At 65.3% G+C, this 24,797-nt stretch carries 20 protein-coding genes and 1 tRNA gene; 14 read left to right on the top strand and 7 right to left on the bottom strand.

Going from position 1 to position 24,797, the window contains the following annotated elements; translation table 11 throughout:
- The first annotated feature begins 31 nt into the window (after positions 1-31).
- The 11 genes from HLH45_RS16385 (at position 32) to HLH45_RS16335 (ending at position 11,308) form a co-directional block, all read left to right on the top strand.
- Positions 32-1,063 carry an N-acetylornithine carbamoyltransferase gene (locus tag HLH45_RS16385; RefSeq protein WP_008573404.1) on the top strand — a complete coding sequence of 344 codons (1,032 nt, stop codon included), beginning with the start codon at positions 32-34 and terminating at the stop codon, positions 1,061-1,063.
- 51 nt (positions 1,064-1,114) lie between these two features.
- A complete protein-coding gene (locus HLH45_RS16380; RefSeq protein WP_008573402.1) occupies positions 1,115-2,353 on the top strand; it encodes an argininosuccinate synthase in 1,239 nt (412 codons plus the stop codon).
- Positions 2,354-2,593: 240 nt separating this feature from the next.
- A complete protein-coding gene (locus HLH45_RS16375) occupies positions 2,594-3,046 on the top strand; it encodes a GNAT family N-acetyltransferase (RefSeq protein ID WP_008573401.1) in 453 nt (150 codons plus the stop codon).
- A gap of 5 nt (positions 3,047-3,051) precedes the next feature.
- A complete protein-coding gene (locus HLH45_RS16370) occupies positions 3,052-4,152 on the top strand; it encodes an acetylornithine deacetylase (RefSeq protein WP_008573399.1) in 1,101 nt (366 codons plus the stop codon).
- Positions 4,153-4,196: 44 nt separating this feature from the next.
- The gene (locus tag HLH45_RS16365; RefSeq protein WP_014090341.1) at positions 4,197-5,540 is read left to right on the top strand and encodes an acetylglutamate kinase; all 1,344 of its coding nucleotides are present in this window, start codon (positions 4,197-4,199) and stop codon (positions 5,538-5,540) included.
- Positions 5,541-5,545: 5 nt separating this feature from the next.
- A complete protein-coding gene (locus tag HLH45_RS16360; protein ID WP_008573396.1) occupies positions 5,546-6,157 on the top strand; it encodes a GNAT family N-acetyltransferase in 612 nt (203 codons plus the stop codon).
- Positions 6,154-7,104, top strand: a complete 951-nt coding sequence (argC, locus tag HLH45_RS16355; protein WP_008573394.1) for an N-acetyl-gamma-glutamyl-phosphate reductase — start codon at positions 6,154-6,156, stop codon at positions 7,102-7,104. The genes HLH45_RS16360 and argC overlap by 4 nt, the downstream gene beginning before the upstream one ends.
- A 75-nt stretch (positions 7,105-7,179) precedes the next feature.
- The gene (locus HLH45_RS16350) at positions 7,180-8,478 is read left to right on the top strand and encodes an argininosuccinate lyase (protein WP_008573392.1); all 1,299 of its coding nucleotides are present in this window, start codon (positions 7,180-7,182) and stop codon (positions 8,476-8,478) included.
- Positions 8,475-8,735, top strand: a complete 261-nt coding sequence (locus HLH45_RS16345; RefSeq protein ID WP_008573390.1) for a YciI family protein — start codon at positions 8,475-8,477, stop codon at positions 8,733-8,735. The genes HLH45_RS16350 and HLH45_RS16345 overlap by 4 nt, the downstream gene beginning before the upstream one ends.
- Before the next feature lie 13 nt (positions 8,736-8,748).
- A complete protein-coding gene (gene proB / locus HLH45_RS16340; RefSeq protein ID WP_008573388.1) occupies positions 8,749-9,903 on the top strand; it encodes a glutamate 5-kinase in 1,155 nt (384 codons plus the stop codon).
- Positions 9,904-10,063: 160 nt separating this feature from the next.
- Positions 10,064-11,308, top strand: coding sequence for a glutamate-5-semialdehyde dehydrogenase (locus HLH45_RS16335; RefSeq protein WP_008573386.1), 1,245 nt, complete (start codon positions 10,064-10,066; stop codon positions 11,306-11,308).
- A gap of 100 nt (positions 11,309-11,408) precedes the next feature.
- On the opposite strand, the gene HLH45_RS16330 is transcribed toward HLH45_RS16335, so the two are convergent.
- Positions 11,409-13,820: a glycoside hydrolase family 95 protein gene (locus tag HLH45_RS16330; protein WP_033478739.1), complete on the bottom strand. Its 2,412-nt coding sequence runs from the start codon at positions 13,818-13,820 to the stop codon at positions 11,409-11,411.
- A gap of 323 nt (positions 13,821-14,143) precedes the next feature.
- Here HLH45_RS16330 and HLH45_RS16325 point away from each other — a divergent pair, with 323 nt between their 5' ends.
- Positions 14,144-16,057: a CocE/NonD family hydrolase gene (locus tag HLH45_RS16325; protein WP_033478746.1), complete on the top strand. Its 1,914-nt coding sequence runs from the start codon at positions 14,144-14,146 to the stop codon at positions 16,055-16,057.
- On the opposite strand, the gene HLH45_RS16320 is transcribed toward HLH45_RS16325, so the two are convergent.
- The 5 genes from HLH45_RS16320 to HLH45_RS16300 all read right to left on the bottom strand — a co-directional run bounded on the left by HLH45_RS16320 (position 16,038) and on the right by HLH45_RS16300 (position 20,512).
- Positions 16,038-17,303, bottom strand: coding sequence for a CynX/NimT family MFS transporter (locus HLH45_RS16320; protein ID WP_008573382.1), 1,266 nt, complete (start codon positions 17,301-17,303; stop codon positions 16,038-16,040). The two genes, HLH45_RS16325 and HLH45_RS16320, sit on opposite strands and share 20 nt — an antisense overlap.
- Before the next feature lie 83 nt (positions 17,304-17,386).
- Positions 17,387-17,463 (bottom strand) — tRNA-Pro (locus HLH45_RS16315).
- 59 nt (positions 17,464-17,522) lie between these two features.
- Positions 17,523-17,633 (bottom strand): cytochrome bd-I oxidase subunit CydX, encoded by a 111-nt coding sequence (gene cydX, locus HLH45_RS16310; RefSeq protein ID WP_008573380.1) that lies wholly within the window; start codon positions 17,631-17,633, stop codon positions 17,523-17,525.
- 88 nt (positions 17,634-17,721) lie between these two features.
- Positions 17,722-18,873, bottom strand: coding sequence for a cytochrome d ubiquinol oxidase subunit II (gene cydB, locus HLH45_RS16305; protein WP_008573378.1), 1,152 nt, complete (start codon positions 18,871-18,873; stop codon positions 17,722-17,724).
- A 16-nt stretch (positions 18,874-18,889) separates the two neighbouring features.
- Positions 18,890-20,512 (bottom strand): cytochrome ubiquinol oxidase subunit I, encoded by a 1,623-nt coding sequence (locus HLH45_RS16300; RefSeq protein WP_046931928.1) that lies wholly within the window; start codon positions 20,510-20,512, stop codon positions 18,890-18,892.
- A 151-nt stretch (positions 20,513-20,663) separates the two neighbouring features.
- On the opposite strand from HLH45_RS16300, the gene cydD reads away from it, so the two are divergent.
- On the top strand, positions 20,664-22,400 hold the full coding sequence (gene cydD, locus HLH45_RS16295) for a thiol reductant ABC exporter subunit CydD (protein ID WP_008573798.1): 1,737 nt from the start codon (positions 20,664-20,666) through the stop codon (positions 22,398-22,400).
- On the top strand, positions 22,397-24,082 hold the full coding sequence (gene cydC, locus HLH45_RS16290; RefSeq protein ID WP_008573800.1) for a thiol reductant ABC exporter subunit CydC: 1,686 nt from the start codon (positions 22,397-22,399) through the stop codon (positions 24,080-24,082). The genes cydD and cydC overlap by 4 nt, the downstream gene beginning before the upstream one ends.
- Positions 24,083-24,154: 72 nt before the next feature.
- Here cydC and HLH45_RS16285 read toward each other — a convergent pair whose 3' ends face one another.
- Complete coding sequence (locus HLH45_RS16285; protein ID WP_008573802.1) at positions 24,155-24,769, bottom strand: DUF1294 domain-containing protein; 615 nt, start codon at positions 24,767-24,769, stop codon at positions 24,155-24,157.
- Positions 24,770-24,797: the final 28 nt, after the last annotated feature.

Raw genomic sequence — 24,797 nt, 5'->3', positions numbered from 1 at the left:
GCAGCAGTAGCACGCAGCAAAGGATCGATCGATGTCACTGAAGCACTTCTTGAACACCCAGGACTGGAGCCGCGCCGAGCTGGACGCGCTGTTGACCCAGGCCGCGTTGTTCAAACGCAACAAGCTGGGAAGCGAGCTGAAGGGCAAGTCGATTGCGCTGGTGTTCTTCAACCCGTCCATGCGCACCCGTACCAGCTTCGAGCTGGGCGCATTTCAGTTGGGCGGGCATGCGGTGGTCTTGCAGCCGGGCAAGGATGCGTGGCCGATCGAGTTCAATCTGGGGACGGTCATGGACGGCGACACCGAAGAGCACATCGCCGAAGTGGCGCGCGTGCTGGGGCGTTATGTCGACCTGATCGGCGTGCGCGCGTTTCCGAAGTTCGTGGACTGGTCCAAGGACCGCGAAGACCAGGTACTCAAGAGCTTTGCCAAGTATTCGCCGGTGCCGGTGATCAACATGGAAACCATCACCCACCCATGCCAGGAGCTGGCGCATGCGCTGGCGCTGCAGGAACACTTCGGTACCCAGGATCTGCGTGGCAAGAAGTACGTGCTGACCTGGACCTACCACCCCAAGCCGCTGAACACAGCGGTGGCCAACTCGGCGCTGACCATCGCCACGCGCATGGGCATGGACGTGACCCTGCTGTGCCCGACGCCGGACTACATCCTGGATCAGCGCTACATGGACTGGGCCGCGCAAAACGTGGCCGAAAGCGGTGGCTCGCTGCAGGTCAGCCATGACATCGACAGCGCCTACGCCGGCGCCGATGTCGTCTACGCCAAGAGCTGGGGTGCGTTGCCGTTCTTCGGCAACTGGGAACCAGAAAAGCCGATCCGCGACCAGTACCAGCATTTCATCGTCGACGAACGCAAGATGGCGCTGACCAACAACGGCGTGTTCTCGCACTGCCTGCCGCTGCGCCGCAACGTCAAGGCGACCGATGCGGTGATGGATTCGCCCAACTGCATCGCCATCGATGAAGCCGAAAATCGGCTGCATGTGCAAAAGGCGATCATGGCGGCGCTTGCTTCGCAAGCGGGAATCGGGAATCGGGATTAGAGAATCGCAACAGCAACACACTTGGCCCCCACATTTACGTACTAAGGAACAATGATGAGCGCTGCTTCCACCAATCCCGAATCCCGACTCCCGACTTCCGGCACCAAAGACATCGTTCTCGCGTTTTCCGGTGGTCTGGACACCAGCTTCTGCATTCCGTATCTGCAGGAGCGCGGCTATGCGGTGCACACCGTGTTTGCCGACACCGGTGGTGTGGATGCCGAAGAGCGTGAGTTCATCGAGAAGCGCGCCGCCGAATTGGGCGCGGCCAGCCACGTCACCGTGGACGGTGGCCCGGCGATCTGGGAAGGCTTCGTCAAGCCGTTCGTGTGGGCGGGCGAGGGGTACCAGGGCCAGTACCCGTTGCTGGTGTCCGACCGTTACCTGATCGTGGATGCTGCGCTCAAGCGTGCCGAAGAATTGGGCACGCGCATCATTGCGCATGGTTGCACCGGCATGGGCAACGATCAGGTGCGTTTCGACCTGGCAGTGAAGGCGCTGGGCGACTACCAGATCGTGGCGCCGATCCGCGAGATCCAGAAAGAGCACACCCAGACCCGCGCCTATGAGCAGAAGTATCTGGAAGCGCGTGGTTTCGGCGTGCGTGCCAAACAGCAGGCCTACACCATCAACGAGAACCTGCTGGGCCTGACCATGTCCGGCGGCGAGATCGATCGTTGGGAAGCGCCGGGCGAGGGCGCGCGCGGCTGGTGCGCGCCGCGCAGTGCTTGGCCGAGCGAGGCGTTGACGGTGACGCTGAAGTTCGTCGAAGGCGAAGCGGTGGAACTGGACGGCAAGCCGCTGCCGGGTGCCAAGATCCTGGCCAAGCTCAACACCTTGTTTGCGCAATACGGCGTGGGCCGCGGCGTCTATACCGGCGACACCGTGATCGGTTTGAAGGGCCGCATCGTGTTCGAAGCGCCGGGCCTGATTTCGCTGCTCACCGCGCACCGTGCACTGGAAGATGCGGTGCTGACCAAGCAGCAGAACCGCTTCAAGCCGGACGTGGCGCGCAAGTGGGTGGAGCTGGTGTACGAAGGCTTCTATCACGACCCGCTCAAGAGCGATATCGAGGCGTTCCTGAAGTCCTCGCAGTCCAAGGTCAATGGCGAGGTGACGCTGGAAACTCGCGGCGGCCGCGTCGATGCGGTGGCGGTACGCTCGCCGCACCTGCTCAACACCAAGGGTGCGACCTACGCGCAATCGGCCGACTGGGGCGTGGAAGAAGCGGAAGGCTTCATCAAGCTGTTCGGGATGAGCTCGACGCTGTACGCGCAGGTCAACCGCTGAGCAAAAGCCCCTCTCCCCCGGGGAGAGGGGCTTGGGGTGCCGCAGAAACCTCCAAGATCGATCATGACGAACGCGTCGCCACGCGCCAGTCATGGGGAACTACTGCAGCATTGCGTCCATCGTTCTCCATCTGGGCACGTGGCGACGCGTTCGACCTGGTTGCTTCGCGAAGTTTCGTGAGGCGCCCCTCATCCGCCCCTTCGGGCCACCTTCTCCCGGTGGGAGAAGAGGGCCACTGCGATGGAACCCATGCCCGCATTACGCATCAGTACCGACAAGCAGGAACTCGATCTGCCGTTGATCCATCGCTTCCTCAGCGAGCAGGCCTATTGGTGCCTGGGCATCCCGCTGGACACGGTGCAGCGGGCGGTCGCCGGCTCGCTGTGTTTCGGCGGTTATTGCGCGGGCGTAGGGCAGGTGGCGTTCGCGCGCGTGATCACCGACGGTGCCACCTTCGGCTATCTCGCCGATGTGTTCGTGCTCGATGCACACCGTGGGCGCGGCTATGGCAAGCAACTGGTGGCAGCAGTGATGGCCCATCCGCATCTGCAAGGTCTTCGTCGCTTCATGCTCGCCACCTCCGATGCGCATGCGCTGTACGCACAGCACGGCTTCGCCGCGCCGGCACGGCCGCAGGCGTTGATGGAAATCGCCTATCCCGATCTCTACCGCACCACCACCACGGCTGCCTGACCCACATGACTGACCTGCTCACCTCCACGCTCGACCACCTGCAGGCGCTGGTGGCATTCGACACCCGCAATCCGCCGCGTGCGATTGCCGCGCAAGGCGGCATCTTCGATTATCTGCGCGCGCAGCTGCCGGGGTTCCAGGTCGAGGTGGTCGATCACGGTGCAGGGGCGGTGAGCTTGTACGCGGTGCGCGGCACGCCGAAGTACCTGTTCAACGTGCATCTGGATACCGTGCCGGATTCGCCGCACTGGAGCGCCGACCCGCACGCGATGCGGCGCCTGGACGACCGCGTGGTGGGCCTGGGCGTGTGCGACATCAAGGGCGCGGCGGCGGCGCTGGTTGCCGCGGCCAATGCCGGTAACGGCGATGCCGCGTTCCTGTTTTCTTCGGACGAAGAGGCCAATGATCCGCGCTGCATCGCCGCGTTCCTGGCGCGCGGCGTGCCGTACGAAGCTGTCCTGGTGGCCGAGCCGACCATGGGCGAAGCGGTGCTGGCGCATCGTGGCATCAGTTCGGTGCTGATGCGGTTTGCCGGGCGCGCAGGGCATGCATCGGGCAAGCAGGATCCCTCGGCCAGCGCGCTCCATCAGGCAATGCGCTGGGGCGCAAATGCCCTGGACCATGTGCAATCGCTGGCGCATGCGCGCTTCGGCGGGTTGACCGGATTGCGCTTCAACATCGGCCGCGTCGAGGGGGGCATCAAGGCCAACATGATCGCGCCGGCAGCCGAAGTGCGCTTCGGCTTTCGTCCGTTGCCGTCGATGGACGTGGATGGACTGCTGGCAAGCTTTGCCGGCTTCGCCGAACCGGCGGCAGCGCATTTCGAAGAAACCTTCCGCGGGCCGAGCCTGCCGTCGGGCGACATCGCACGCGCGGAAGAACGCCGCCTGGCCGCACGCGATGTGGCCGATGCGCTGGACCTGCCGATCGGCAACGCAGTGGACTTCTGGACCGAGGCCTCGCTGTTTTCGGCCGGCGGCTATACCGCGCTGGTGTATGGTCCTGGCGACATCGCCCAGGCGCACACCGCCGACGAATTCGTGACGCTGGCGCAGTTGCAGGGTTACGCCGAATCGGTCCATCGCATCATCAACGGTTCGCATTGAACCGACACGCGCCTGGCGCTCCCTTTCCTCTTTCGAACACGGCAATGTCCCCTTCCGCACAACCCCACAAACAAACCCGCCAAACCATCGTGCGCCTGCTCTCCAGCATGGCCAGCGCGAAGGAAATCAGCCAATACCTCAAGCGGTTTTCGCAGCTCGATGCCAAGCGCTTTGCGGTGGTCAAGGTGGGGGGCGCGGTGTTGCGCGACGATCTGGACGCGCTGACCTCGTCGTTGTCGTTCCTGCAGGAAGTTGGGCTGACCCCGATCGTGCTGCATGGCGCCGGCCCGCAGCTGGATGCAGAGCTGGCCGCCGCCGGTATCGAAAAGCACACCGTCAACGGACTGCGCGTGACCTCGCCCGAAGCCTTGGCGATCGTGCGCAAGGTGTTCCAGGCCTCCAACCTGAAACTGGTGGAAGCGCTGCAGCAAAACGGCGCGCGTGCGACCTCGATCACCGGTGGCGTGTTCGAGGCCGAGTATCTGGATCGCGACACCTACGGCCTGGTCGGTGAGGTCAAGGCGGTGAATCTGGCGCCGATCGAAGCCAGTCTGCAGGCCGGCTCCATCCCGGTGATCACCAGCCTGGGCGAAACGCCCAGCGGGCAGATCCTCAACGTCAATGCGGATTTTGCCGCCAACGAGTTGGTGCAGGAGCTGCAGCCGTACAAGATCATCTTTCTCACCGGCACCGGCGGCCTGCTGGATGCCGATGGCAAGTTGATCGATTCGATCAACCTGTCTACCGAGTTCGACCACCTGATGCAGCAGCCGTGGATCAACGGCGGCATGCGGGTGAAGATCGAGCAGATCAAGGACTTGCTCGATCGCCTGCCGCTGGAATCGTCGGTGTCGATCACCCGGCCGTCGGACCTGGCCAAGGAGCTGTTCACCCACAAGGGCTCGGGTACGCTGGTGCGGCGCGGCGAGCGCGTGCTGCGCGCCACCTCCTGGGACGAACTGGATCTGCCTCGCCTGAAGTCGCTGATCGAATCCAGCTTCGGCCGCACGCTGGTGCCGGAGTATTTCGAGACCACCACGTTGCTGCGCGCGTATGTCAGCGAAAACTACCGCGCGGCGGTGATCCTGACCGACGAAGGCCAGTTCGGTGCGGGCAGGCTGACCTATCTGGACAAGTTCGCCGTGCTCGACGATGCGCAGGGCGAAGGTCTTGGCCGGGCGGTATGGAATGTGATGCGCGAAGAGACCCCGCAGCTGTTCTGGCGCTCGCGCCATAACAACCAGGTCAATATCTTTTACTACGCCGAATCCGACGGTTGCATCAAGCAGGAGAAGTGGAAGGTGTTCTGGTACGGGCTGGAAAACTTCGAGCAGATCCAGCATTGCGTTGCGCACTGCGCGACGCGTCAGCCGACCTTGCTGGGCTGACTGCGATGAGCGTCGTCACCTTGCCAGCACGTTGGCGCGAGCAGCCGAACATGCGTGGACGGCATGCGAGCCTGGAGCCGCTGCAGACAGCGCATGCCGATGGGTTGCGTGAGGTGGTGGGCGACGGCGCGCTATCGCGGCTGTGGTACACCAGCGTGCCCGCACCGGAGCAGGTCGAGGCGTATATCGCTGCGGCCCTGGCCGCCTGCGCCGATGGCGCGGCGTTGCCATATGTGGTGCGCGATGCGGCCGGCGACATCGTCGGTTGCACGCGCTACTACGCGCTGGATGCCGCAGTGCCCAGGCTGTCGATCGGCTACACCTGGTACGCACCACGCGTGCAGCGCAGCGGCGTCAACACCGAAACCAAGCTGATGCTGCTGCAATACGCCTTCGAAACATTGGGGTGCCTGAGCGTGGTGTTCGAGACCAGCTGGTTCAACCATACCTCGCGCGCGGCGATCGCGCGGCTGGGTGCAAAACAGGACGGCGTGCTGCGCAACCACGCCCGCCACGCCGACGGTACGCCGCGCGATACCGTGGTGTTTTCCATCATCGATACGGAATGGGCCGGGGTCAAACGCCACCTACAGTTCCGCCTGGAAGCAAACGCATGACTGTTGAACAAAAGACCATCGGCATTGTCGGCGCCCGCGGGCATACCGGCTCGGAATTGATCAAACTGGTGGCGGCGCATCCGCAGCTGCACTTGAGCTTCGTGTCCTCGCGCGAGCTGGCCGGGCAGCGCGTGGCCGAGCATAACGATGCCTACCAGGGCCAGTTGCGCTACGAGAACCTGGATGCCGCCGCAGTGGCCGCCAAGGCGGCCGACGTGGTGATCCTGGCGCTGCCCAATGGCATGGCAGAGCCCTTTGTCGCCGCGATCGACGCGGCAGCGCCACAGACGCTGGTGATCGATCTTTCGGCCGACTATCGCTTCGATCCGGCCTGGTACTACGGCTTGCCTGAGTTGACGCGCGGCAGTTACGCCGGGCAAAAACGCATCAGCAACCCGGGCTGTTATGCCACCGCGATGCAGCTGACCATCGCGCCACTGCTCGACCAGCTGGCCGGGCCACCGCAGTGTTTCGGTGTCTCCGGGTATTCGGGCGCGGGTACCACGCCTTCGGACAAGAACAATCCTGCGTTGCTCTCCAATAACGTGATGCCCTATGCGCTGACCAACCACATGCACGAGCGCGAGGTGTCTGCGCAGCTTGGCGTGCCGGTGGAGTTCATGCCGCATGTGGCGCCGCATTTCCGCGGCATCACCATGACCGTCAACCTGTGGCTGCAGCAGCCGCTGACGCGCGAGCAGATCCAGGCGCGTTATACGCAGCGTTATGCCGACGAGCCGTTGATCGAAATCGTCGACGAGGCGCCCTGGGTGAGCCGCATCGCCGGCAAGCACGGTGTGCAGATTGGCGGAGTAACGCTGGCGCCCGGCAACAAGCGCGTGGTGGTGGTGGCGACGCTGGACAATCTGCTCAAGGGTGCGGCAACGCAGGCGATGCAAAACCTCAACCTTGCGCTGGGCTGGGACGAGTTGATGGCAATTCGTTGATGCGAGTCCCTCGCAACAGCCCGCGCATCCATGTGCGGGGATCGAAACTGGACGACTTACTCGAGACGCTTTCCGATGACCAATCTGTTGTGGCAAAAACCTGGCGTTGCCGTTGACGCCAAGATCCAGAGTTTCCTGGCCGGCGACGATGTGATCCTGGATCGCGAATTCTTCCTGTACGACATCGCTGCCAGCAAGGCGCATGCGCAGGGGCTGCAGCACATCGGCATCTTGTCGTTGCAGGAGCTGGGCGGCTTGAGCGAACAGCTCGACCTGCTGGCCGCCGATTTTCGCAGCGGCGCCTTCGTGCTCGATGCGCAATACGAAGATTGCCACTCCGCCATCGAAGCGCGATTGACCGAGCGTCTGGGCGATGCAGGCCGCAAGATCCACACCGGGCGCAGCCGCAACGACCAGATCCTGGTCGCCACGCGGCTGTGGCTGAAGGACAAGCTGCAGCGCGTTGCCACGCTCAGCGCGGAGATCGCCAAGGTGGCGTTGGACCGCGCACAGGCCGAGGCCGGGCTGCCGGTGCCTGGTTATACGCACATCCAACGGGCGGTGGTGTCCTCGGCCGGGATGTGGTGGGCGGGCTGGGCGGAAGCGTTCATCGACAACGCCGTGCGCGCCGACGACACCGTCCGTTTGGTCGACAGCAACCCGCTCGGCACCGCCGCAGGCTATGGCGTGAATCTGCCGCTGGATCGTGCGCATACCACCGCCGAACTGGGGTTTGCACGCCTGTTGGTCTCGCCGATCTACGCCCAGCTTTCGCGCGGCAAGTACGAACTGGCCGCGCTCGAAGCGCTCGGCAGCGCCACCCTGGATCTGCGCCGCATCGCCTGGGATCTGTCGCTGTTCACCAGCGGCGAATTCGCGTTTGTCGCCTTGCCGGCCCAATACACCACCGGCAGTTCGATCATGCCGAACAAGCGCAACCCGGACGTGATCGAGCTGATGCGCGCAACGCATGCCAGCGTGGCGGCAGCGCGCACCGAGATCGAACAGCTGCTGTCGCTGCCGTCGGGTTATCACCGCGATCTGCAGAGCAGCAAGGGCGCGATCGTGCACGGCTTTGGCCGCGGACTTGCAGCGCTGGAACTGCTGCCGGCCTTGCTGGCCAACCTGGAATGGCGCCCGGACAAACTGCGCGCAGCCATCGATTCGGGCATGTATGCCACCGATGTGGCAGTGGAAGCCGCGGTAGCCGGCGTGCCGTTCCGCGAGGCCTACAAGGCCGCAGCGCAGGCCTCCGAGACCGCAGGGCAGGGACGCACGCCGGAAGGCAGCCTGGCTGCGCGCGTGTCGCCCGGTGCGGCAGCCGACCTGCAACTGGATGTGCTGCAGGCGCGCTGGCAGGCGCTGCGCGCATGACGACCCGCTATCTGGTGCTTGCGCTTCGCAAGCCGGGGTTTCCCGCCGATGTGGTGCAGCCGCATCTGGACTTTCTCGATGCATTGCGCGCCGCCGGGCAACTCGAGCTGACCGGCGGCTTCAGCGATCGCAGCGGTGGCGCGTATGTGCTGGTCAACGTGGCCACGCTTCAACAGGCGCAGCAGATCGTTGCGCGCGACCCGCTGGTGCTGCGCGATGCCTCTGCATTGACCGTGTATGAGTGGAACACGCACTGAGGACGCCATTGCCATGAGCACGCCTGCCAGCACGTTGTCGCCGTTTACCGAGCAGGCGCTGCCGCCGTGGCGCCGTGCGGTGCTCAAGGTCGGCAGCAGCCTGCTCGCCGCCGATGGCGGTGGCCTGTCCCCGCGCTTCGCGCTGGGTCTGGCGCAGTTCGTTTCCGCCAATCTGGCAGCCGGGCGCGAGCTGGTGATTGTGTCGTCGGGCGCGGTGGCCGCTGGTCGCGCCATCCTGCCCAAAGCGGCAGATGTCGGCGCGCCGATCGCGGCGAGGCAGGCACTGGCCGCCTTGGGCCAGGCGCAGCTGATTGCGTTATGGCAGCGCTTTTTCGAGCGGCCGGTGGCGCAGGTACTGCTCACGCATGACGACCTGCGCAACCGTCGCCGCTATCTCAACGCGCGTGCCACCTTGGGCGAGTTGCTGCGGCTGGGCGCGCTGCCGGTGATCAACGAAAACGACACCGTCTCGGTGGATGAGTTGAAGCTGGGCGATAACGACAACCTGGCCGCGATCGTGGCTGCGCTGGTCGATGCCGACGCGTTGTTCATCGCCACCGACATCGATGGATTGTATAGCGCCGACCCACGCAGCAACCCGCTGGCGCGCCCGCTCGACGATGTGCCCGAGCTCACCCCTGAAGTGCTGGCGATGGCCGGCGGCAGCGGTAGCAACGTGGGGACCGGCGGCATGCGCACCAAACTGGAAGCCGCAGCAAAGGCCGGTGCGGCCGGCATCGAAACCTATCTATTCAACGGCCGAAGTGGCGAGGTGGTGCGCGCCCTGGCGCAGGACCGCCTGCGTGGCACACGCATCCACGCCGCGCGCACGCGCATCGCTGCGAGAAAATACTGGCTGCGGCACGCACCGGTGGAAGCGGGTGCGATCCTCATCGACGACGGCGCCGCAGCGGCCCTGACCGGCAAGGGCGCCTCGCTGTTGCCAGGCGGCGTGGCCGGCGCGCAGGGCGATTTCCGTCGCGGCGACATGGTGGAGATTCGTCTGCGCGACACCGCGGGCGACCAGTGTCTGGCACGCGGCGTCAGTCAGTATTCGGCCCTGGATATCCGTCGTATCGCAGGCCGCCACTCGCGCGAGATCGAGAACGTGCTCGGCTACAGTTACGGCGAAAACGTGGTGCATCGCGATGATCTGGTGGTGTTGTAGCAGAGATTCGACATTTGGGATTGGGGATTCGCAAAAGCATGTGTGCTGCGCGTTTCACCTTTTGCCGCTTTGTTACAGTGAATGAGTCCGTTGTGCTAATAAAACGATGTCGCCTGCTTTTGCAAATCTCCAATCCCGACTCCCAAATCCCGGCTCCCAAATGACCATCAAAACGCTCGCTCTGCAATGCCGTGACGCCGCGCAGGTGGTGTCGCAATTGTCTGCACCGGCCAAGCATGCCTTGCTGGACGCGATGGCGGCCGCGCTGGAAGCCGATGCGGCGGCGATTCTGGCCGCCAATGCGCGCGATCTGGAGGCCGCGCGTGCCAAGGGCACCGGCAGTGCCATGCTCGATCGGCTGGCGCTGGACGACAAGCGCCTGGCCGGCATCGCGGCCGCACTGCGCGAGGTGGCGCAGCTGCCCGACCCGGTGGGTCGGATCACCCGCGAAGATGTGCGCCCCAACGGGATTCGCGTGCAGAAGGTGCGTGTGCCGCTGGGCGTGATCGCGATGATCTACGAGGCGCGGCCCAACGTCACGGCCGACGCTGCGGCACTGTGCATCAAGGCCGGCAATGGCGTGATCCTGCGCGGTGGCTCGGAGGCGATCCATTCCAATACCGCCATTGCGCGCGCACTGCAGCGGGCCTTGCGCGAGGCCAATGTGCCGGACGCGGCGCTGACCCTGGTCGAGGATCTGCGCCGCGAGACCATGCTGGAACTGCTGCAGCTCAGCGACATCGTCGATCTGGCGATTCCGCGCGGCGGCGAAGGCCTGATCCGGTTTGTCGCCGAGCACGCGCGCGTGCCGGTGATCAAGCACTACAAGGGGGTGTGCCACCTGTTTGTGGATGCATCCGCCGAGATGGAGCTTGCGCTGCGCCTGCTGATCGATGGCAAGGCGACGCGGCCGTCGGCCTGTAATTCGCTGGAGACCTTGCTGGTGCATGCAGGCATCGCCGAGCGCTTCTTGCCGCTTGCCGCGCAGGCATTGCGCGAACGCAAGGTGGAACTGCGTGGCGATGCGGCGACGCAGGCGGTGCTGCCGGACATCGCTGCTGCCAGCGACGACGACTATGCCGCGGAATTCCTGGATCTGATTCTGGCCATCCGCGTGGTGCCGGACCTGGACACGGCGCTGGCGCACATCCGCCAGTACGGCTCGGACCACACCGAAGTCATCGCCACGCAGGATGCCGACAACGCCGAGCGATTCGTGCAGTCGCTACGCTCTGCGGTGGTGATGGTGAACGCCTCCTCGCGCTTTTCCGATGGCGGTGAACTGGGCCTGGGCGCGGAGATCGGCATCTCCACCACACGCCTGCATTCCTATGGCCCCATGGGCCTGGAAGCGCTGACGGTGGAGCGCTTCGTGGTGCGTGGCGAAGGCCAGGTGCGGCATTAGGAACGCTGGGCACCCCTAGCGAACACCCATCAACGGCCGCCACACAGACGCCGCCTGCAACGGCGTCATGCTGCAGGCGCTGCCGGCCTGCGGGGCCGGCTCACAGCACGCGCCGCACTTGGCCGCGTGCAAGCGTAATGTCGTGCGCCTGGGCGCCCCAGGCAATGCGGGTGCGGGTGCCGCCGACACTGCGCACGCTGACCTGCGTCGGCACGCCGTTGCGCCACGCCATGTCCACCGTGAATCCACCGCGTGCGCCCAGGCCGGTAACGCGGCCTTGCGCGGCCCAGGCCTTGGGCAGTGCGGGCAGCAGCGTGATCTGGCCAGGGCGCGAATACAGCAGCATTTCCAGCATTGCGGCCGGGGTGCCGAAGTTGGCATCGATCTGGAACACCCCGCCAAGGGTGGGGTCGCCGTGCTGGCTGAGATCGTAGATATCGAACAGATTCGGCGCGGTGCCATTGCTGTGACCGATCGAGGATTTCAGATTGGTCAGCACCAGCGCATAAGCACGCTCCGCATCGCCCAGTCTTGCCCAGCACAGCGCCCGCCACGCGCAGGCCCAGCCAAAGCTCTGCATGCCGCGCGCTTCCAACAGCTTGCGCGCTGCTTCCACCTGCGCGGGCGGCCCCAGATCCGGATGCAGGCGATGGCAGGGGAATAAACCCATCAGCGGCGACAGGTGCCGGTGATGGGCTTCACCCAGGTCGGTGGGGGACATCCATTCCTGCAATTGGCCGCTTAGCGGGCTGATTTCCGGCAGATACAGACGCTGCTGCAGCGTGGCGACAGTGGCGGCGTAGGCCGCGTCGCGGCCAAGCAGGGCGCTGGCCTGGCGATATTGCCCAAACAACGTCCACACCAGTTCCTGCGCGTAGGCAATACCGCGCGCATTTTCCGGGCCGTGCTCGGGCGACCAGTCATGGTCGTCGACCAGGCACTGTCGCGTGTGCCCGTCTGCATCGGTGACCTCCATCGCGATCAAGCGCGCCTGCCAGAATTCGCAGGCGCCCTTGAGCAGCGGATAGATGCGCGTGAGCTGGCCCCGGTCCTGCGTGAACTCGTAGTGCTGCCAGAGGCTGTCGCATAACCATGCGTTGCCAGCCGGGTGCCAGTACCAGCCGTTGCCGCCGAACGGGTTAGTGGAAATGGCCACGGTCCAGCCGGCGATCTTGCCGGAGGTATTGCGAAAACGATTGCGCGGGTCGTTGAAATGGGTCTGGGTGATGCGTGTCCAGGACGGCAACTGCGCCAGGCAATAGCGTGTCAGCGCATCGACGCAGTTGCCCAAGCCGGACGGGTCCGCCAGCCAGTAGTTCATCTGCAGATTGACGTCGCTGTGGTAGTCGCTCATCCATGGCGGGTCGTTGTTTTCCAGCCACAGGCCCTGCAGGTTGGTGGGTAATCCATCGCGCGAGGCGGCGATGGTGAGGTAGCGGCCAAATTGCAGATAGGCCACTTCCAGTTCCGGGTCGGGGAGCGCAGGTGCCGCGGCGCGGGCCTGGATTCGCTGCCAGGTTTCCAGGCCGCGCTGCGCATCGCTGGACTGGCCAAGCTCCACCTGCAACGTGTCGAACAGCGCACGGTGATCGGCGACATGAGTATCCAGCAACAGCGCCGCAGGCACTGAAGCGGCGGCCTGTGCGCGGTGGCGCGCCCGCGCAAGCGGGTCGCGCGTGGGGTCGCGCCAGCCGCGTGCGCCATCGGCGGCGTAATCGGTGTCGCCGCACAACACGATGGTCAGGCCACGGCAGTCACGAAACTGCAGGAGGCCGTCGCCTGTTTCGAGACTGCCATCGTCGCTGTGCACGCGCAGCGCTGCGGCATAGCGCAGGCCGTTATCGAGCTGGCCGGCGAAGCGCAGCCCAGCGTCGCCGTCGGCGCGACCGGCGCCGGCATGCGTATCGATCAGGCGAATGCGGCCACGGTGGCTGCCTGCGCCTTCGCAATCCAGGCGCAACACGATGGCCGCATCCGGGTGGCTTGCGAACAGCGTGCGCGTATAACGCGTCTCGCCGATGCGATAGCGCACGCGCACGCAGCCGTTGCTCATGTCCAGTTCGCGCTGGTAATCGGACACCTGCGCCTGCGCATGCCCTTCCAGTTCCACGAACAGTTTGGCCAGCAGCATGAAGCTGCCGAAATCTTCCTTGGTATACGCAAACTGGCCATCGTCCTGCAGCGCTGCGTTGCTGCCGCCCGACCAGAGGCTGCCTTCGGAAACGAACAGCGTCTCGCAGGCAGGAGCCCCGCCGCAGAGCGCACCGAGCCGGCCATTGCCGATCGGCAGTCCTTCACGCAACAGCTGGGCATCGGCGGCAGGTGCCGCATAGGGCAGGCGCAGCGCCTGCTCGGGCGGCAGCAACGGCGAACGGGTGGGGCGTACCGGTGGCGTGGTCGCGTCGCTACCGCCTGCACGGCCGAGCAACGGCAACAGCGCGGCCGCACCGAGGTGGGTGAGCAGACGGCGGCGGTGTGGGTCGGCGCAGGCGTGTGAGGGGATATCGCGCATACGAGCGGTCGCTGCAATCGTGGGATCAAACGTTGTAAAGCATCTGCCGCGCCTGCGGAAGCGTGCGATTTGCCGGTCTGCCAATGACGTTTGCTTGGCTTGGGGGTGGCCTGCGCGCACCGATCGAAGTCTGGCGTGCAAGGGATGCAATGCACGGCGTGGTCATTTCAGGACAACACCAAGGCGTTGCCTTGCCGCCGATCCGCGGCGCGTGCTCTGCGCAGCGTGGCCGACCCGGTACCTTCGACACTCCCGCAAGCCAGTTGTCTGTGCCTACGCTGCTGCAGTTGTTCATCCTGCCCACCGTTGCTGCCGGAGATTCCATGCGCCGCCTTGCCGCCTGCCTGCTCGCCACCGCCATTGCCGCCGCCACCGGCAGCGCCTGGGCGCAAACCTCGCCGATGACGCCGGACATCACCGGCAAGCCGTTCGTGGCTGCCGATGCGAGCAATGACTACATCAAGCGCGAGGTGATGATTCCGATGCGCGATGGGGTCAAGCTGCACACGGTGATCGTGCTGCCGAAGGGCGCCAGGAACGCACCGATCATGCTGACACGCACGCCTTACGACGCCAGTGGCCGCACCGAACGGCTGGCCTCGCCGCATATGAAGGACCTGCTGTCTGCCGGCGACGACGTCTTCGTGGAAGGCGGCTACATCCGTGTGTTTCAGGATGTGCGCGGTAAATACGGTTCCGAAGGCGATTACGTGATGACGCGCCCGCTGCGTGGACCGCTTAATCCCAGCGAGGTCGACCATGCCACCGATGCCTGGGACACCATCGACTGGCTGGTGAAGAACGTCAAGGAAACCAATGGCAAGGTCGGCATGATCGGCTCGTCCTACGAAGGCTTCACCGTGGTGATGGCACTGACCAACCCGCATCCGGCGTTGAAGGTGGCGGTGCCGGAAAGCCCGATGATCGACGGCTGGATGGGCGACGACTGGTTCAATTACGGCGCGTTCCGCCAGGTGAATTTCGATTATTTCACCGGCCAGCTCAGCAAGCGCGGCAAGGGCGCCGGCATCGCGCGTCAGGGGCACGACGATTACAGCAACTTCCTGCAGGCCGGCTCGGCCGGCGACTTCGCCAAGGCCGCAGGTCTGGAGCAATTGCCGTGGTGGCACAAGCTCACCGAACACGCCGCCTATGACGCGTTCTGGCAGGAGCAGGCGCTCGACAAGGTAATGGCGCGCACGCCGCTGAAGGTGCCCACGATGTGGCTGCAAGGCCTGTGGGATCAGGAAGACATGTGGGGAGCGATCCACAGCTACGCGGCGATGGAGCCGCGCGACAAGCGCAATACGCTCAACTACCTGGTGATGGGCCCGTGGCGCCACAGTCAGGTGAACTACGACGGCAGTGCCTTGGGCGCGCTGAATTTCGAAGGCGATACCGCGCGCCAGTTCCGTTCCGAGGTGCTGCGCCCGTTCCTGGACCAGTACCTGGTCGATGGCGCGCCCAAGGCAGACACGCCGCCGGTGTTCATCTACAACACCGGCGAAAACCATTGGGACCGCCTCAAGGCATGGCCGCGCAGTTGCGACAAGGGCTGCGCCTCGTCCAACAGGCCGCTGTATCTGCAGGCCGGCGGCAAGTTGTCGTTCCAGCAACCGGTGGCCGGGCAGGCGGGCTTTGAAGAGTACGTGTCCGACCCCGCCAAGCCGGTGCCGTTCGTGCCGCGCCCGGTGGATTTTGCCGACCGCGCGATGTGGACCACCTGGTTGGTGCACGACCAGCGCTTTGTCGATGGCCGCCCTGACGTGCTGACCTTCGTCACCGAGCCGCTGACCGAGCCGCTGCAGATCGCCGGTGCCCCCGAAGTGCATCTGCAGGCCTCCACCAGCGGCAGCGACAGCGATTGGGTGGTGAAGCTGATTGATGTGTATCCGGAGGAGATGGCGTCGAACCCGAAGATGGGCGGCTACGAGTTGCCGGTGTCGCTGGCCATCTTCCGCGGCCGCTACCGCGAGAGCTTCAGCACGCCCAAACCCTTGGCCTCCAATCAGCCGCTGGCATTCCAGTTCGGCCTGCCAACCGCCAACCACACCTTCCAGCCGGGCCACCGGGTGATGGTGCAGGTGCAGTCCAGCCTGTTCCCGCTGTACGACCGCAACCCGCAGACTTACGTGCCCAATATCTTCTTCGCCAAGCCCGGCGATTATCAGAAGGCCACGCAGCGGGTGTACGTGTCCCCCGAGCAGCCCAGTTACATCAGTCTGCCGGTACGTTGAGCGCGCGGACGCCGCGTGCCGGCGGCGTCCACGCATCTTCCAGCAACTGCGGGCGGCAGGCCACCCAGGCGGCGGCCAGCTGCACCAGCAGGCAGATGACCAGGAACACGAACGGGGAGGTCCAGCCGCCGCTGTGCGCGTGCAGCCAGCCGAACAGGAACGGCCCCAGGCAGCTCACCGCATAGCCCACGCCCTGCGAGAAACCGGACAGCGCAGCCGAACCGGCCGCCGTGCGGCTGCGCTGATTCACCAACACCAACGCCAGCGGAAACGTACTCGGCCCCAGGCCGAGCAGGGTCACCCACAGGACCGGTGCGGCCAGCGGCGCCCACCACAGCCCGGCGAACGCGACCAGGTGGCAGGCTGCGCATAGCAGCACGATCGGAAACGGATTGCGCATGCGCACCGCCAGCGCCGGCATGGTCAGCGCGCCGACCATGCCCAATGCCGCGAACAACGCCACCATGGTGCCGCCGAACGCAGGCGATGCACCTGCTTCGCGCAGCAGCGTCGGCAGCCAGGTGAACATGGAATAGGTCACCAGCGAGGTCATGCCGAAGGTCACCGCCATGCTCCAACCCAGCGCCGTACGCGCGACGCGGCCTTCGGCTTCGGGCGTGGGTGTGACCGGTGCCGGGCCGGTGGCGCGGATGCGCCGATGGTTGGCGTGCACCAGGGCCCACGCCGCCGTTGCCAGCAGGGCCGGCAGCACCCACGCCACCATCGAACTGCGCCAACCCAGCGCATCGGCCACCGGCACTGCCAGCAGGGCCGGCAGCAGCGTGCCGACCTGCAGCACGGTGATGTACAGCGTGCTCACCCGACCCACGCGGTCGCCGAAGTAGCGCTTCACCAGCGGCGGCAGCACCACGTTACCCATGCCCATACCGGCCAACGCCACCAGCGAGCCGACCAGCAACCCGGCGGTGCCCGGCAGCAGCGGGCGCAGCACCAACCCCAGCGTGGCCAGCGCCATCGACAACAGCGCCACGCGCAGCAAGCCGAAACGGCGCAGCAATGCGGGCGTTGCCACGCCGGTGAGTGCGAACGCTGCGGTCGGCAACATGCCGAGCGCACCCATGGTGGGCGCGCCGAAGGCGTACTCGTCGGCAATGCGTTCCAGCAGCGGCGTCAGCGACGTCACCGCGGTGCGCAAGTTGAATGCGGACAGCAGGATCGCGGCCAGCACCAGGCCGCGACCACGCAACTGGGCGGACGAAGAAGACGCGGCAGTGACAACAGACATGACAGACCATCCGCGTCGCGCACGTGCGTGCAACGACGCCTGAAAACACAAAACCGGCACGAGGCCGGTTTGTGTTTTGAAACTGGTCGGGGAGACAGGATTCGAACCTGCGACCTCTACGTCCCGAACGTAGCGCTCTACCAGACTGAGCTACACCCCGAAGGAGCCGCGTATGTTACATAGGGAATGGGGAATCGGCAAGCATCTGATGAAATTATTTTACTGAGGCGGCTCGCCACGCTCGGGCTCGCGTGCTTCGAACCACATGCCGTTGAGCACCGCGGCCAATGCCGCCAGGCCGGTGCCAAGTATCCATGCGAAATACCACATTGGTGTGCTCCTCGAATCGTTGAACAGGATGATGGTGGCGCGCGGTGCGGCAACGGCAGCGCAGGCACTGCGATCGCTGCCGCGGCGCTCAGTACGCGTTGGGATTGGCCGTGACCGCATCGTCGGTGACCTTGCCCTTGAGCACGCGATACACCCAGCTCGTGTACGCCAGCACGATTGGCATGAACACGGCAGTGGCCAGCAACATGATCCACAACGTCAGACGGCTGCTGGATGCATCCCACACCGTCAGGCTCGCGCTTGGCGCGCTGGAAGAGGGCAGCAGGAACGGGAACAACGCAAAGCCCACCGTGAACACGATGCCGACGATGGCGCTGCCGGAGGCGATGAAGGCCAGGCCGCCGCGCCGCAGGCGTAAGCACACCGCGCTCATCGCAAGCCCGACCAGGCCCACCAGCGGCGCCATCAATGTGGCCGGCATGCTGCTGTAGTTGTGCAACCAGCCGCCCGCGGCGGTGAGCGCAGCGGTCTTGCCGAGCGGGTTGGTGGCCGCATGGGTGGCCAGCACCGAGGTCACCGCATAGCCGGGCAGACCCAGCGCCACCCATGCGCCGCCTGCTGCAAACAGTGCCAGCGCACACAGCGCGGCGATGCCGCCGAAACGTGCCGCGCGCTCGGCCACCGGTCCATCGGTCTTGAGCACCAGCATCGCGGCGCCATGCGCGAGCAGCATCGCCACGCTGAGCAAGCCGGCGAGCAATGCGAACGGCGTCAGCAACCCGAGCAGGTTGCCGGTGTAGAACGTGCGCATGCTGTCGTCGAAGTGGAACGGCACACCCAGCAGCACGTTGCCGACCGCCACGCCCATGATCAGCGCCGGAATGAAGCCGCCGACGAACAACGCCCAGTCCCAAGTGCTGCGCCAGCGCGGACTCACCAGTTTGCCGCGGAACTTGAAACCGACCGGGCGCAGGATCAGCGCGAACAGGATCAGGAACATCGCCAGATAGAACCCGGAGAAGCTCACTGCATACAACGGCGGAAACGCGGCAAAGATCGCGCCGCCGCCCAGGATCAACCACACCTGGTTGCCTTCCCAGACCGGGCCGACGGTGTTGATCACCAGCCGGCGTTCGGCATCGTTGCTGGCGACGAACGGCAGCAGCGCGCCCACGCCCAGATCGAAGCCGCCCATCACCGCGTAGCCGGACAGCAGCACGCCGAGCAGCAGCCACCAGATCACGCGCAGGGTCGTGTAATCGAGCAATACGAAATCCATGATGTCTCTCCTTTGCTTACGGTGCGCTGCCGGCCACGGCTCCGGAACTCAGCGGTGCGTGACGCGACGGGGCATGGTCCTGCAGGGCGGCGGGCAATGCGTTGGACAGCATCGGTGGGAACAACACCTCCGGGCCCTTGTTGATGGTCTTCAGCGACAACTTGATCGCAATCACCAACAACGTCGTGTACAGCGCGGTGAGGCCCACCAGCGTCATCACGATCTCGTAAAGGTCCAGCCCCGAGGCGGCGTAGAACGTGGGCAGCACCCCTTCCACCGCCCACGGCTGGCGGCCGTATTCGGCAACGAACCAACCGCATTCGATCGCGATCCACGGCAGCGGCAAGGTCCACAGGGCCAAGCTCAGGAACCAGCGTTTTTCCTGGAAGTTGTGCTTGCAGGCAAACCAGAAGGCGACAGCGAAAAACGCGATGAGATACATGCCGATGGCGGCCATGATGCGGAAGGTCCAGAACAGCGGCAGCACGCGCGGTACGGTGTCCATCGCGGCCTGGGCAATCTGCTCCGGCGTGGCGTTGCCGATATCGTCGCGATAGCGCTTGAGCAGCAGGCCGTGGCCCAGGTCCTGCCAGTGCGCATCGAAAACCTTGCGTGCTTGGGCGTCGTTCTTGTCGGCGCGGATGCGTTGCAGTGCGCCGTAGGCGATCTGACCGCCGCGGATGCGGTGTTCGGCACGGCCGACCAGTTCGAGAATGCCTGGAATTGGCTCATCCAGCGAACGCGTGGCGATCAAGCCCATCAGGTACGGAATCCTGATGGCGTAATCGTTGCGATGGGTGGTCTGGTTCGGAATGCCGAATGCAGTGAAGTCGGCCGGTGCGGCTTCGGTTTCCCACATCGCTTCGATGGCGGCCAGTTTCATCTTCTGGTGTTCGCTGGCGGCATAGCCGCTCTCGTCGCCCAGCACCACCACCGACAGCGACGACAGCAGGCCGAACGCTGCAGCCACCGCAAACGAACGCCGTGCCATTTCAATATGCTTGCCCCGCAAGAGATAAAACGCACTGATCGACATCACGAACACCGCGCCCAGCACGTAGCCGGCACTTACCGTATGCACGAACTTGGCCTGCGCCACCGGGTTGAACAGCACTGCCACGAAATCCACCACTTCCATGCGCATGGTGTCGGGGTTGAACACCGCGCCGGCCGGATTCTGCATCCAGCCGTTGGCGATCAGGATCCATAACGCGGAGAAGTTGCTGCCCAGCGCCACCAGCCAGGTGGTGATCAGGTGCTGTACCTTGCTCAGGCGATTCCAGCCAAGAAAGAACAGGCCCAAGAAGGTGGCTTCCAGAAAGAACGCCATCAGTCCCTCGATCGCCAGCGGCGCACCGAAGATGTCGCCCACGTAATGGCTGTAGTACGACCAGTTCATGCCGAACTCGAATTCCATCACGATGCCGGTGCCGACACCCATGGCGAAGTTGATGCCGAACAGCACACCCCAGAACATGGTCATGCGCCGCCAGATCTGCTTGCCGGTCATGACGTAGACGCTTTCCATGATGCCCAGCAGGAACGACAGACCCATGGTGAGCGGTGGAAAGATGAAGTGGTACATCGCGGTGACTGCGAACTGCAGCCGCGACAGTTCGACAACTGTCGAGTCGATCATGGCGGGTGGGCCTGGTTGAGGGTCGGTAAGGAATGTGGCGATCATCTGCCGCTATCGCGCCGGCCGCGTTGATCCAAATCAATGCGGTCCTGAACAGGTGCGTCACACTGTCCATCCCCGACCGGGAGGCGGCGACTTACAATCGCGTGCAATGCGCAGTCTTCAGAAGAGCGACGTGAGCCAGCCCAGCGTGCAAGCCAGCGAAACGCCCGCCCAGCGCCGTCAACGCGGCCACTGGCTGGATGCGCTGGCCGCATCGGCCACGCGCGCGCGGCGGCTCGCCGGCGTGGCGGTGGCGTTGTCGGGTGCGTTGCTGCTTGTGCAATCGGCTGCGATCGCCTGGCTGGTACAGGCGGTGCTGGTGCAGCACCTGGCATTGGCGCAATTGCGCAACGTGGGCGCGGGGTTGCTGGTTGCGCTGATCGGGCGCGCGCTACTCAATGCCTGGGCGCAATCGTTGGCCGGCGATGTGGCCGACGTGGCCAAGCGCGAACTGCGCGCACGCATTGCGCAACGCCTGGTGCAGCACGGGCCGCTATGGTTGCGCCGGCAACGCAGTGGCGAACTGGGCGAGTTGAGCCTGGCGCATACCGATGCGCTGGAAGGCTATTTCGTCGGCTACCAGCTCGCTCGCATCGAAATGGTGCTGGTGCCGCCGCTGATTCTGATCGCGGTGTTTTCGGTCGATTGGGTGGTCGGGCTGGTGTTGCTGCTCACCGCGCCGCTGATTCCGTTCTTCATGATGCTGGTGGGCTGGGGCGCCGAGGCCGCAGGGCGCGAACAACTCGGCGAACTGGCGCGCATGGGCGGGCATTTTGCCGATCGCCTCAAGGGCCTGGGATTGCTTCGCGTGTATGGCCGCGGCCAGGCTGAATTGCAGGGCATTGCCGCCGCTGCCGAGGGCGTGCGCGAGCGCTCGCTGAAGGTGTTGCGCATCGCATTCCTGTCCTCCACCGTGCTGGAGTTTTTTGCCTCCGTCAGCGTTGCGATCGTAGCGCTGTACTTCGGCTTGAGCTATCTGGGCATGCTCCATCTGCACGGTATGCCGTCGCTGGGTGCCGGCATGTTCTGCCTCTTGCTGGCGCCGGAATTCTTCGCACCGCTGCGGCGCTTGGCCGCGCATTACCATGACCGCGCGAACGCCTTGGCTGCCGTGGCCGAAGCCGAGCGCTTGCTGCAGGGTTTCCAGCCGGATGCCGCCGCGCACACCGCAGTGCTACCCGCACGTGCCCTGGAGCCGGCGCAAGCGCATGCGCCCTTGTTGCAGGCACGTGGATTGGCGCTGCGTCCTGCCGGCGCGCCGCAGGTGGTGGTCCAGGAGTTCGCACTGACGCTGGAGCCCGGCCAGCGCGTTGCGGTGATCGGTGCCAGCGGCAGCGGCAAGAGCACGCTGCTGGAAGGGCTCGCCGGTTGGCTTGCACCCGAGGCGGGCAGCGTGGCCGTGCGCCCGGGGGCGCGCATTGGATATGCCACGCAGCGGCCCTACCTGTTTCACGCCAGCATTGCCGACAACCTGTGCCTGGCCGACCCGCAGGCCAGCGATGCGCGCCTGCACGCGGTGGCCGAGGCGGCGCAGGTGCTGCGCTTTACCGCGCACTTGCCGGCCGGCCTGGACACCGTGATCGGCGAGCGTGGCTTTGGTTTGTCCGGTGGCGAAGCCCGCCGCGTGGCGTTGGCGCGATTGTTGTTGCGCGAGCCGGAGGTGTTGCTGCTGGACGAACCCACCGCCTTTCTGGACCCGGACACCGAAGCGGAATTGCTGCGGACGCTGGGCATCTTTGCGCGCGGCCGTGCGGTCGTTCTGGCGACGCATAGCGCTGCGGCGATGCGTTGGGCCGACACGGTGATCGATCTGCGCGGCGTGCCGGTCACGCTGGAGGCACCATGAGCCGCCCCCAGCCTGATCGTTTGCGCGATGTGTTTCGTCTGCATGCCTGGCGCCTGCTGTTGTCGGCAGTGCTGGTGCTGGTCACCATGCTTGCCGGTGTCGGCCTGCTGGGCTTGTCCGGCAGCTTCCTGACCGCCGCTGCGCTGGCAGGCGTTGCCGGCATGGGGACCGGTTTCAACTTTTTCTCGCCGTCGGCCGGCATTCGCGCCTTGACCTTCGCGCGTATCGTGTCGCGTTACGGCGAAAAGTTGATCGGGCACGATGCCACCTTGCGCATCGCCCGCGATCTGCGGGTGTGGTTCTTTCGCCGCGCCTTGCCGCTGGCGCCCGGGCGATTGTCGGCCACCCGGACCGGCGATCTGCTGGCGCGGTTGATGTCCGACATCGGCGAGGTCGACGGCCTGAGCGTGCGCGCGTTGGCACCGCTGGCCGCATTGCTCGGCATCTGGTTAGGTGGTGTCGCCGCCGCTGCGCTGATCTATCTCCCCGCTGCGTGCTTGTTGCTGGTGCTTGGCTTGTTGATCGGCGGGCTGGTGCCGTGGCAGGTGGCACGTGGCGGCGCGCAGCGCGAGCAGTTGCGTGCACAGCAGCGCACGGCCTTGCGCACGCAGGCCTTCGAAGGCCTGGAGGGCGCGGCCGACCTTGCTGCGGTCGACGCGCAGGGCGCCTGGCTGCAGCGCAGTGACGCCGCCGCCGCCGCCGTCACCGGCGGCGATCGCATCCAGCGCAGACGGCTGATCACAGGCAACCTGCTGCATGCGCTCTGCGGCGGGCTGGGGCTGGCCAGCATGCTGTGGCTGGCACTTGGCGCGGCCGAACGCGGGCTGATCGCCGCCGAGCTCGCTGCGGGGTTGGTGTTTTTGACCATGGCGTTGCTGGAAGTCTGGGCCGGTGCAGGGCTGGCATTGCAGGCGCTGCAAAGCGCACGCGTTGCCGCCAGGCGCCTGCAGGCCATCGTCGATCAAGCGCCATCGGTGAGCGATCCGGCGCACGCGATCGACGTGCCGCGCACCGGCACGTTGCAATTGCAGCAGGTGTCGTTTGCCTGGCCCGGTAGCGTGCGCCCGGTGCTGCACGCGCTCGATCTGACCCTGGCGCCGGGCGAGCGCATTGCCATCAGTGGCGATAGCGGCAGCGGTAAAAGCACAGTGTTGGCGTTGTTGCTGCGCCTGTGGGATCCGCAGGCCGGGCAGCTGCGCTACGCGGGCATCGACCTGCGCCACCTCGCACAGGCGCAATGGCACCAGCGTATCGCCTGGCTGCCACAGAACGCGCCGGTGTTTGCCGGCAGCGTGCGCGACAACCTGCTCATCGGCGACGCCGCTGCCGATGATGCCGCACTGTGGCAGGTGCTCCAACAGGTGCGCCTGGGCGCGTGGGCCAGCGCGAACGACGGTCTGGACACCTGGGTTGGCGAAAACGGCGCCACGCTGTCTGCCGGCCAGGCGCGCCGGCTCGCCCTCGCGCGGGCACTGCTGCGCGATGCCCCGATCCTGTTGCTCGACGAACCCACCGATGGTCTGGACGTGGATACCGCCCACGCGCTGTTGGTCGACCTGGCCGCCGCACTCGGCGAACGCTCGCTGGTGATGATCACCCACGACGCGCTGCCGCCCGGTGTCGTGCAACGGCATTACCGGATGCGTGAGGGAACGCTGGAGTTGCTCGACCAGAACGCATAGCCGATCACCGAGGTCCTCGAACGTGGTCACAGGGTGGGAGTTGATCGCCGGGCCGCGCGTTGTTGATCGCGTTCAATCAAACAGCACCGCAAGCGCGGCCATCAGATCGGTCTCGGTCACTGCCAGTACCAGTGCACTGACGTTCAACGCTACCGTGAGCCAGAACCTCAGCTGAAACGCCGCCTTGCTGCACTTGTGCCGGTAGATTTCCTGCGCCAGCAATGCACCTGGCCAGCCACCGATCAGCGCCAGCAGGTGCAAGCTGGATTCGGGTATGCGCCATTGATTGCGTTGCGCGGCCGACTTGTCCATCGCATAGATCAGCAGGGTGACCAGGCTGGCCGCCGCGTACCAGAGCGGGACGATCACCGGTACCACGTGCATCAGCGTGGCCGCCGCCAACGCGAGCATCGACACCGCAGCCAGCGTCTTGCGTGGCAAGCCGCTGCGACGCTGTTCGGTCCTGGCGGCGGTGGTACGGTCTGCCCACCGCACTTGCGTGGCATTCAGGCGTTTGTGCGCATCGCGTTCGATTGCATACGTGATGATCTCCCCATCGCGCGGGCGACGCGTCTGCTGTGCAAATGCGCTGATATGGACGAATGCGCGGTCGCCACCACCATGGGGCGTGACGAAGCCAAAGCCCTTGTGATCATTCCAGTCGCTGAGACGTCCCTGATAGCGCATTCGCGTTGCTCTGTTGGATGGTGTGGCT

The organism is Xanthomonas euvesicatoria (assembly GCF_013112235.1).
Lineage (GTDB): Bacteria > Pseudomonadota > Gammaproteobacteria > Xanthomonadales > Xanthomonadaceae > Xanthomonas > Xanthomonas euvesicatoria.
This window is presented reverse-complemented; position numbering and strand designations above follow the sequence as displayed.

Excerpts from the sequence above, each read along its gene's own strand:
- HLH45_RS16385 (WP_008573404.1), top strand. The coding sequence starts at position 32 with ATGTCACTGAAGCACTTCTTGAACACCCAGGACTGGAGCCGCGCCGAG.
- HLH45_RS16380 (WP_008573402.1), top strand. The coding sequence starts at position 1,115 with ATGATGAGCGCTGCTTCCACCAATCCCGAATCCCGACTCCCGACTTCC.
- cydC (WP_008573800.1), top strand. The coding sequence starts at position 22,397 with ATGAGCCGCCCCCAGCCTGATCGTTTGCGCGATGTGTTTCGTCTGCAT.
- HLH45_RS16330 (WP_033478739.1), bottom strand. The coding sequence starts at position 13,820 with ATGCGCGATATCCCCTCACACGCCTGCGCCGACCCACACCGCCGCCGT.
- HLH45_RS16350 (WP_008573392.1), top strand. The coding sequence starts at position 7,180 with ATGACCAATCTGTTGTGGCAAAAACCTGGCGTTGCCGTTGACGCCAAG.
- HLH45_RS16365 (WP_014090341.1), top strand. The coding sequence starts at position 4,197 with ATGTCCCCTTCCGCACAACCCCACAAACAAACCCGCCAAACCATCGTG.
- HLH45_RS16370 (WP_008573399.1), top strand. The coding sequence starts at position 3,052 with ATGACTGACCTGCTCACCTCCACGCTCGACCACCTGCAGGCGCTGGTG.
- HLH45_RS16345 (WP_008573390.1), top strand. The coding sequence starts at position 8,475 with ATGACGACCCGCTATCTGGTGCTTGCGCTTCGCAAGCCGGGGTTTCCC.
- HLH45_RS16325 (WP_033478746.1), top strand. The coding sequence starts at position 14,144 with ATGCGCCGCCTTGCCGCCTGCCTGCTCGCCACCGCCATTGCCGCCGCC.
- HLH45_RS16360 (WP_008573396.1), top strand. The coding sequence starts at position 5,546 with ATGAGCGTCGTCACCTTGCCAGCACGTTGGCGCGAGCAGCCGAACATG.
- proB (WP_008573388.1), top strand. The coding sequence starts at position 8,749 with ATGAGCACGCCTGCCAGCACGTTGTCGCCGTTTACCGAGCAGGCGCTG.
- HLH45_RS16300 (WP_046931928.1), bottom strand. The coding sequence starts at position 20,512 with ATGATCGACTCGACAGTTGTCGAACTGTCGCGGCTGCAGTTCGCAGTC.
- HLH45_RS16320 (WP_008573382.1), bottom strand. The coding sequence starts at position 17,303 with ATGTCTGTTGTCACTGCCGCGTCTTCTTCGTCCGCCCAGTTGCGTGGT.
- HLH45_RS16285 (WP_008573802.1), bottom strand. The coding sequence starts at position 24,769 with ATGCGCTATCAGGGACGTCTCAGCGACTGGAATGATCACAAGGGCTTT.
- cydX (WP_008573380.1), bottom strand. The coding sequence starts at position 17,633 with ATGTGGTATTTCGCATGGATACTTGGCACCGGCCTGGCGGCATTGGCC.
- cydD (WP_008573798.1), top strand. The coding sequence starts at position 20,664 with ATGCGCAGTCTTCAGAAGAGCGACGTGAGCCAGCCCAGCGTGCAAGCC.
- cydB (WP_008573378.1), bottom strand. The coding sequence starts at position 18,873 with ATGGATTTCGTATTGCTCGATTACACGACCCTGCGCGTGATCTGGTGG.
- argC (WP_008573394.1), top strand. The coding sequence starts at position 6,154 with ATGACTGTTGAACAAAAGACCATCGGCATTGTCGGCGCCCGCGGGCAT.
- HLH45_RS16335 (WP_008573386.1), top strand. The coding sequence starts at position 10,064 with ATGACCATCAAAACGCTCGCTCTGCAATGCCGTGACGCCGCGCAGGTG.
- HLH45_RS16375 (WP_008573401.1), top strand. The coding sequence starts at position 2,594 with ATGGAACCCATGCCCGCATTACGCATCAGTACCGACAAGCAGGAACTC.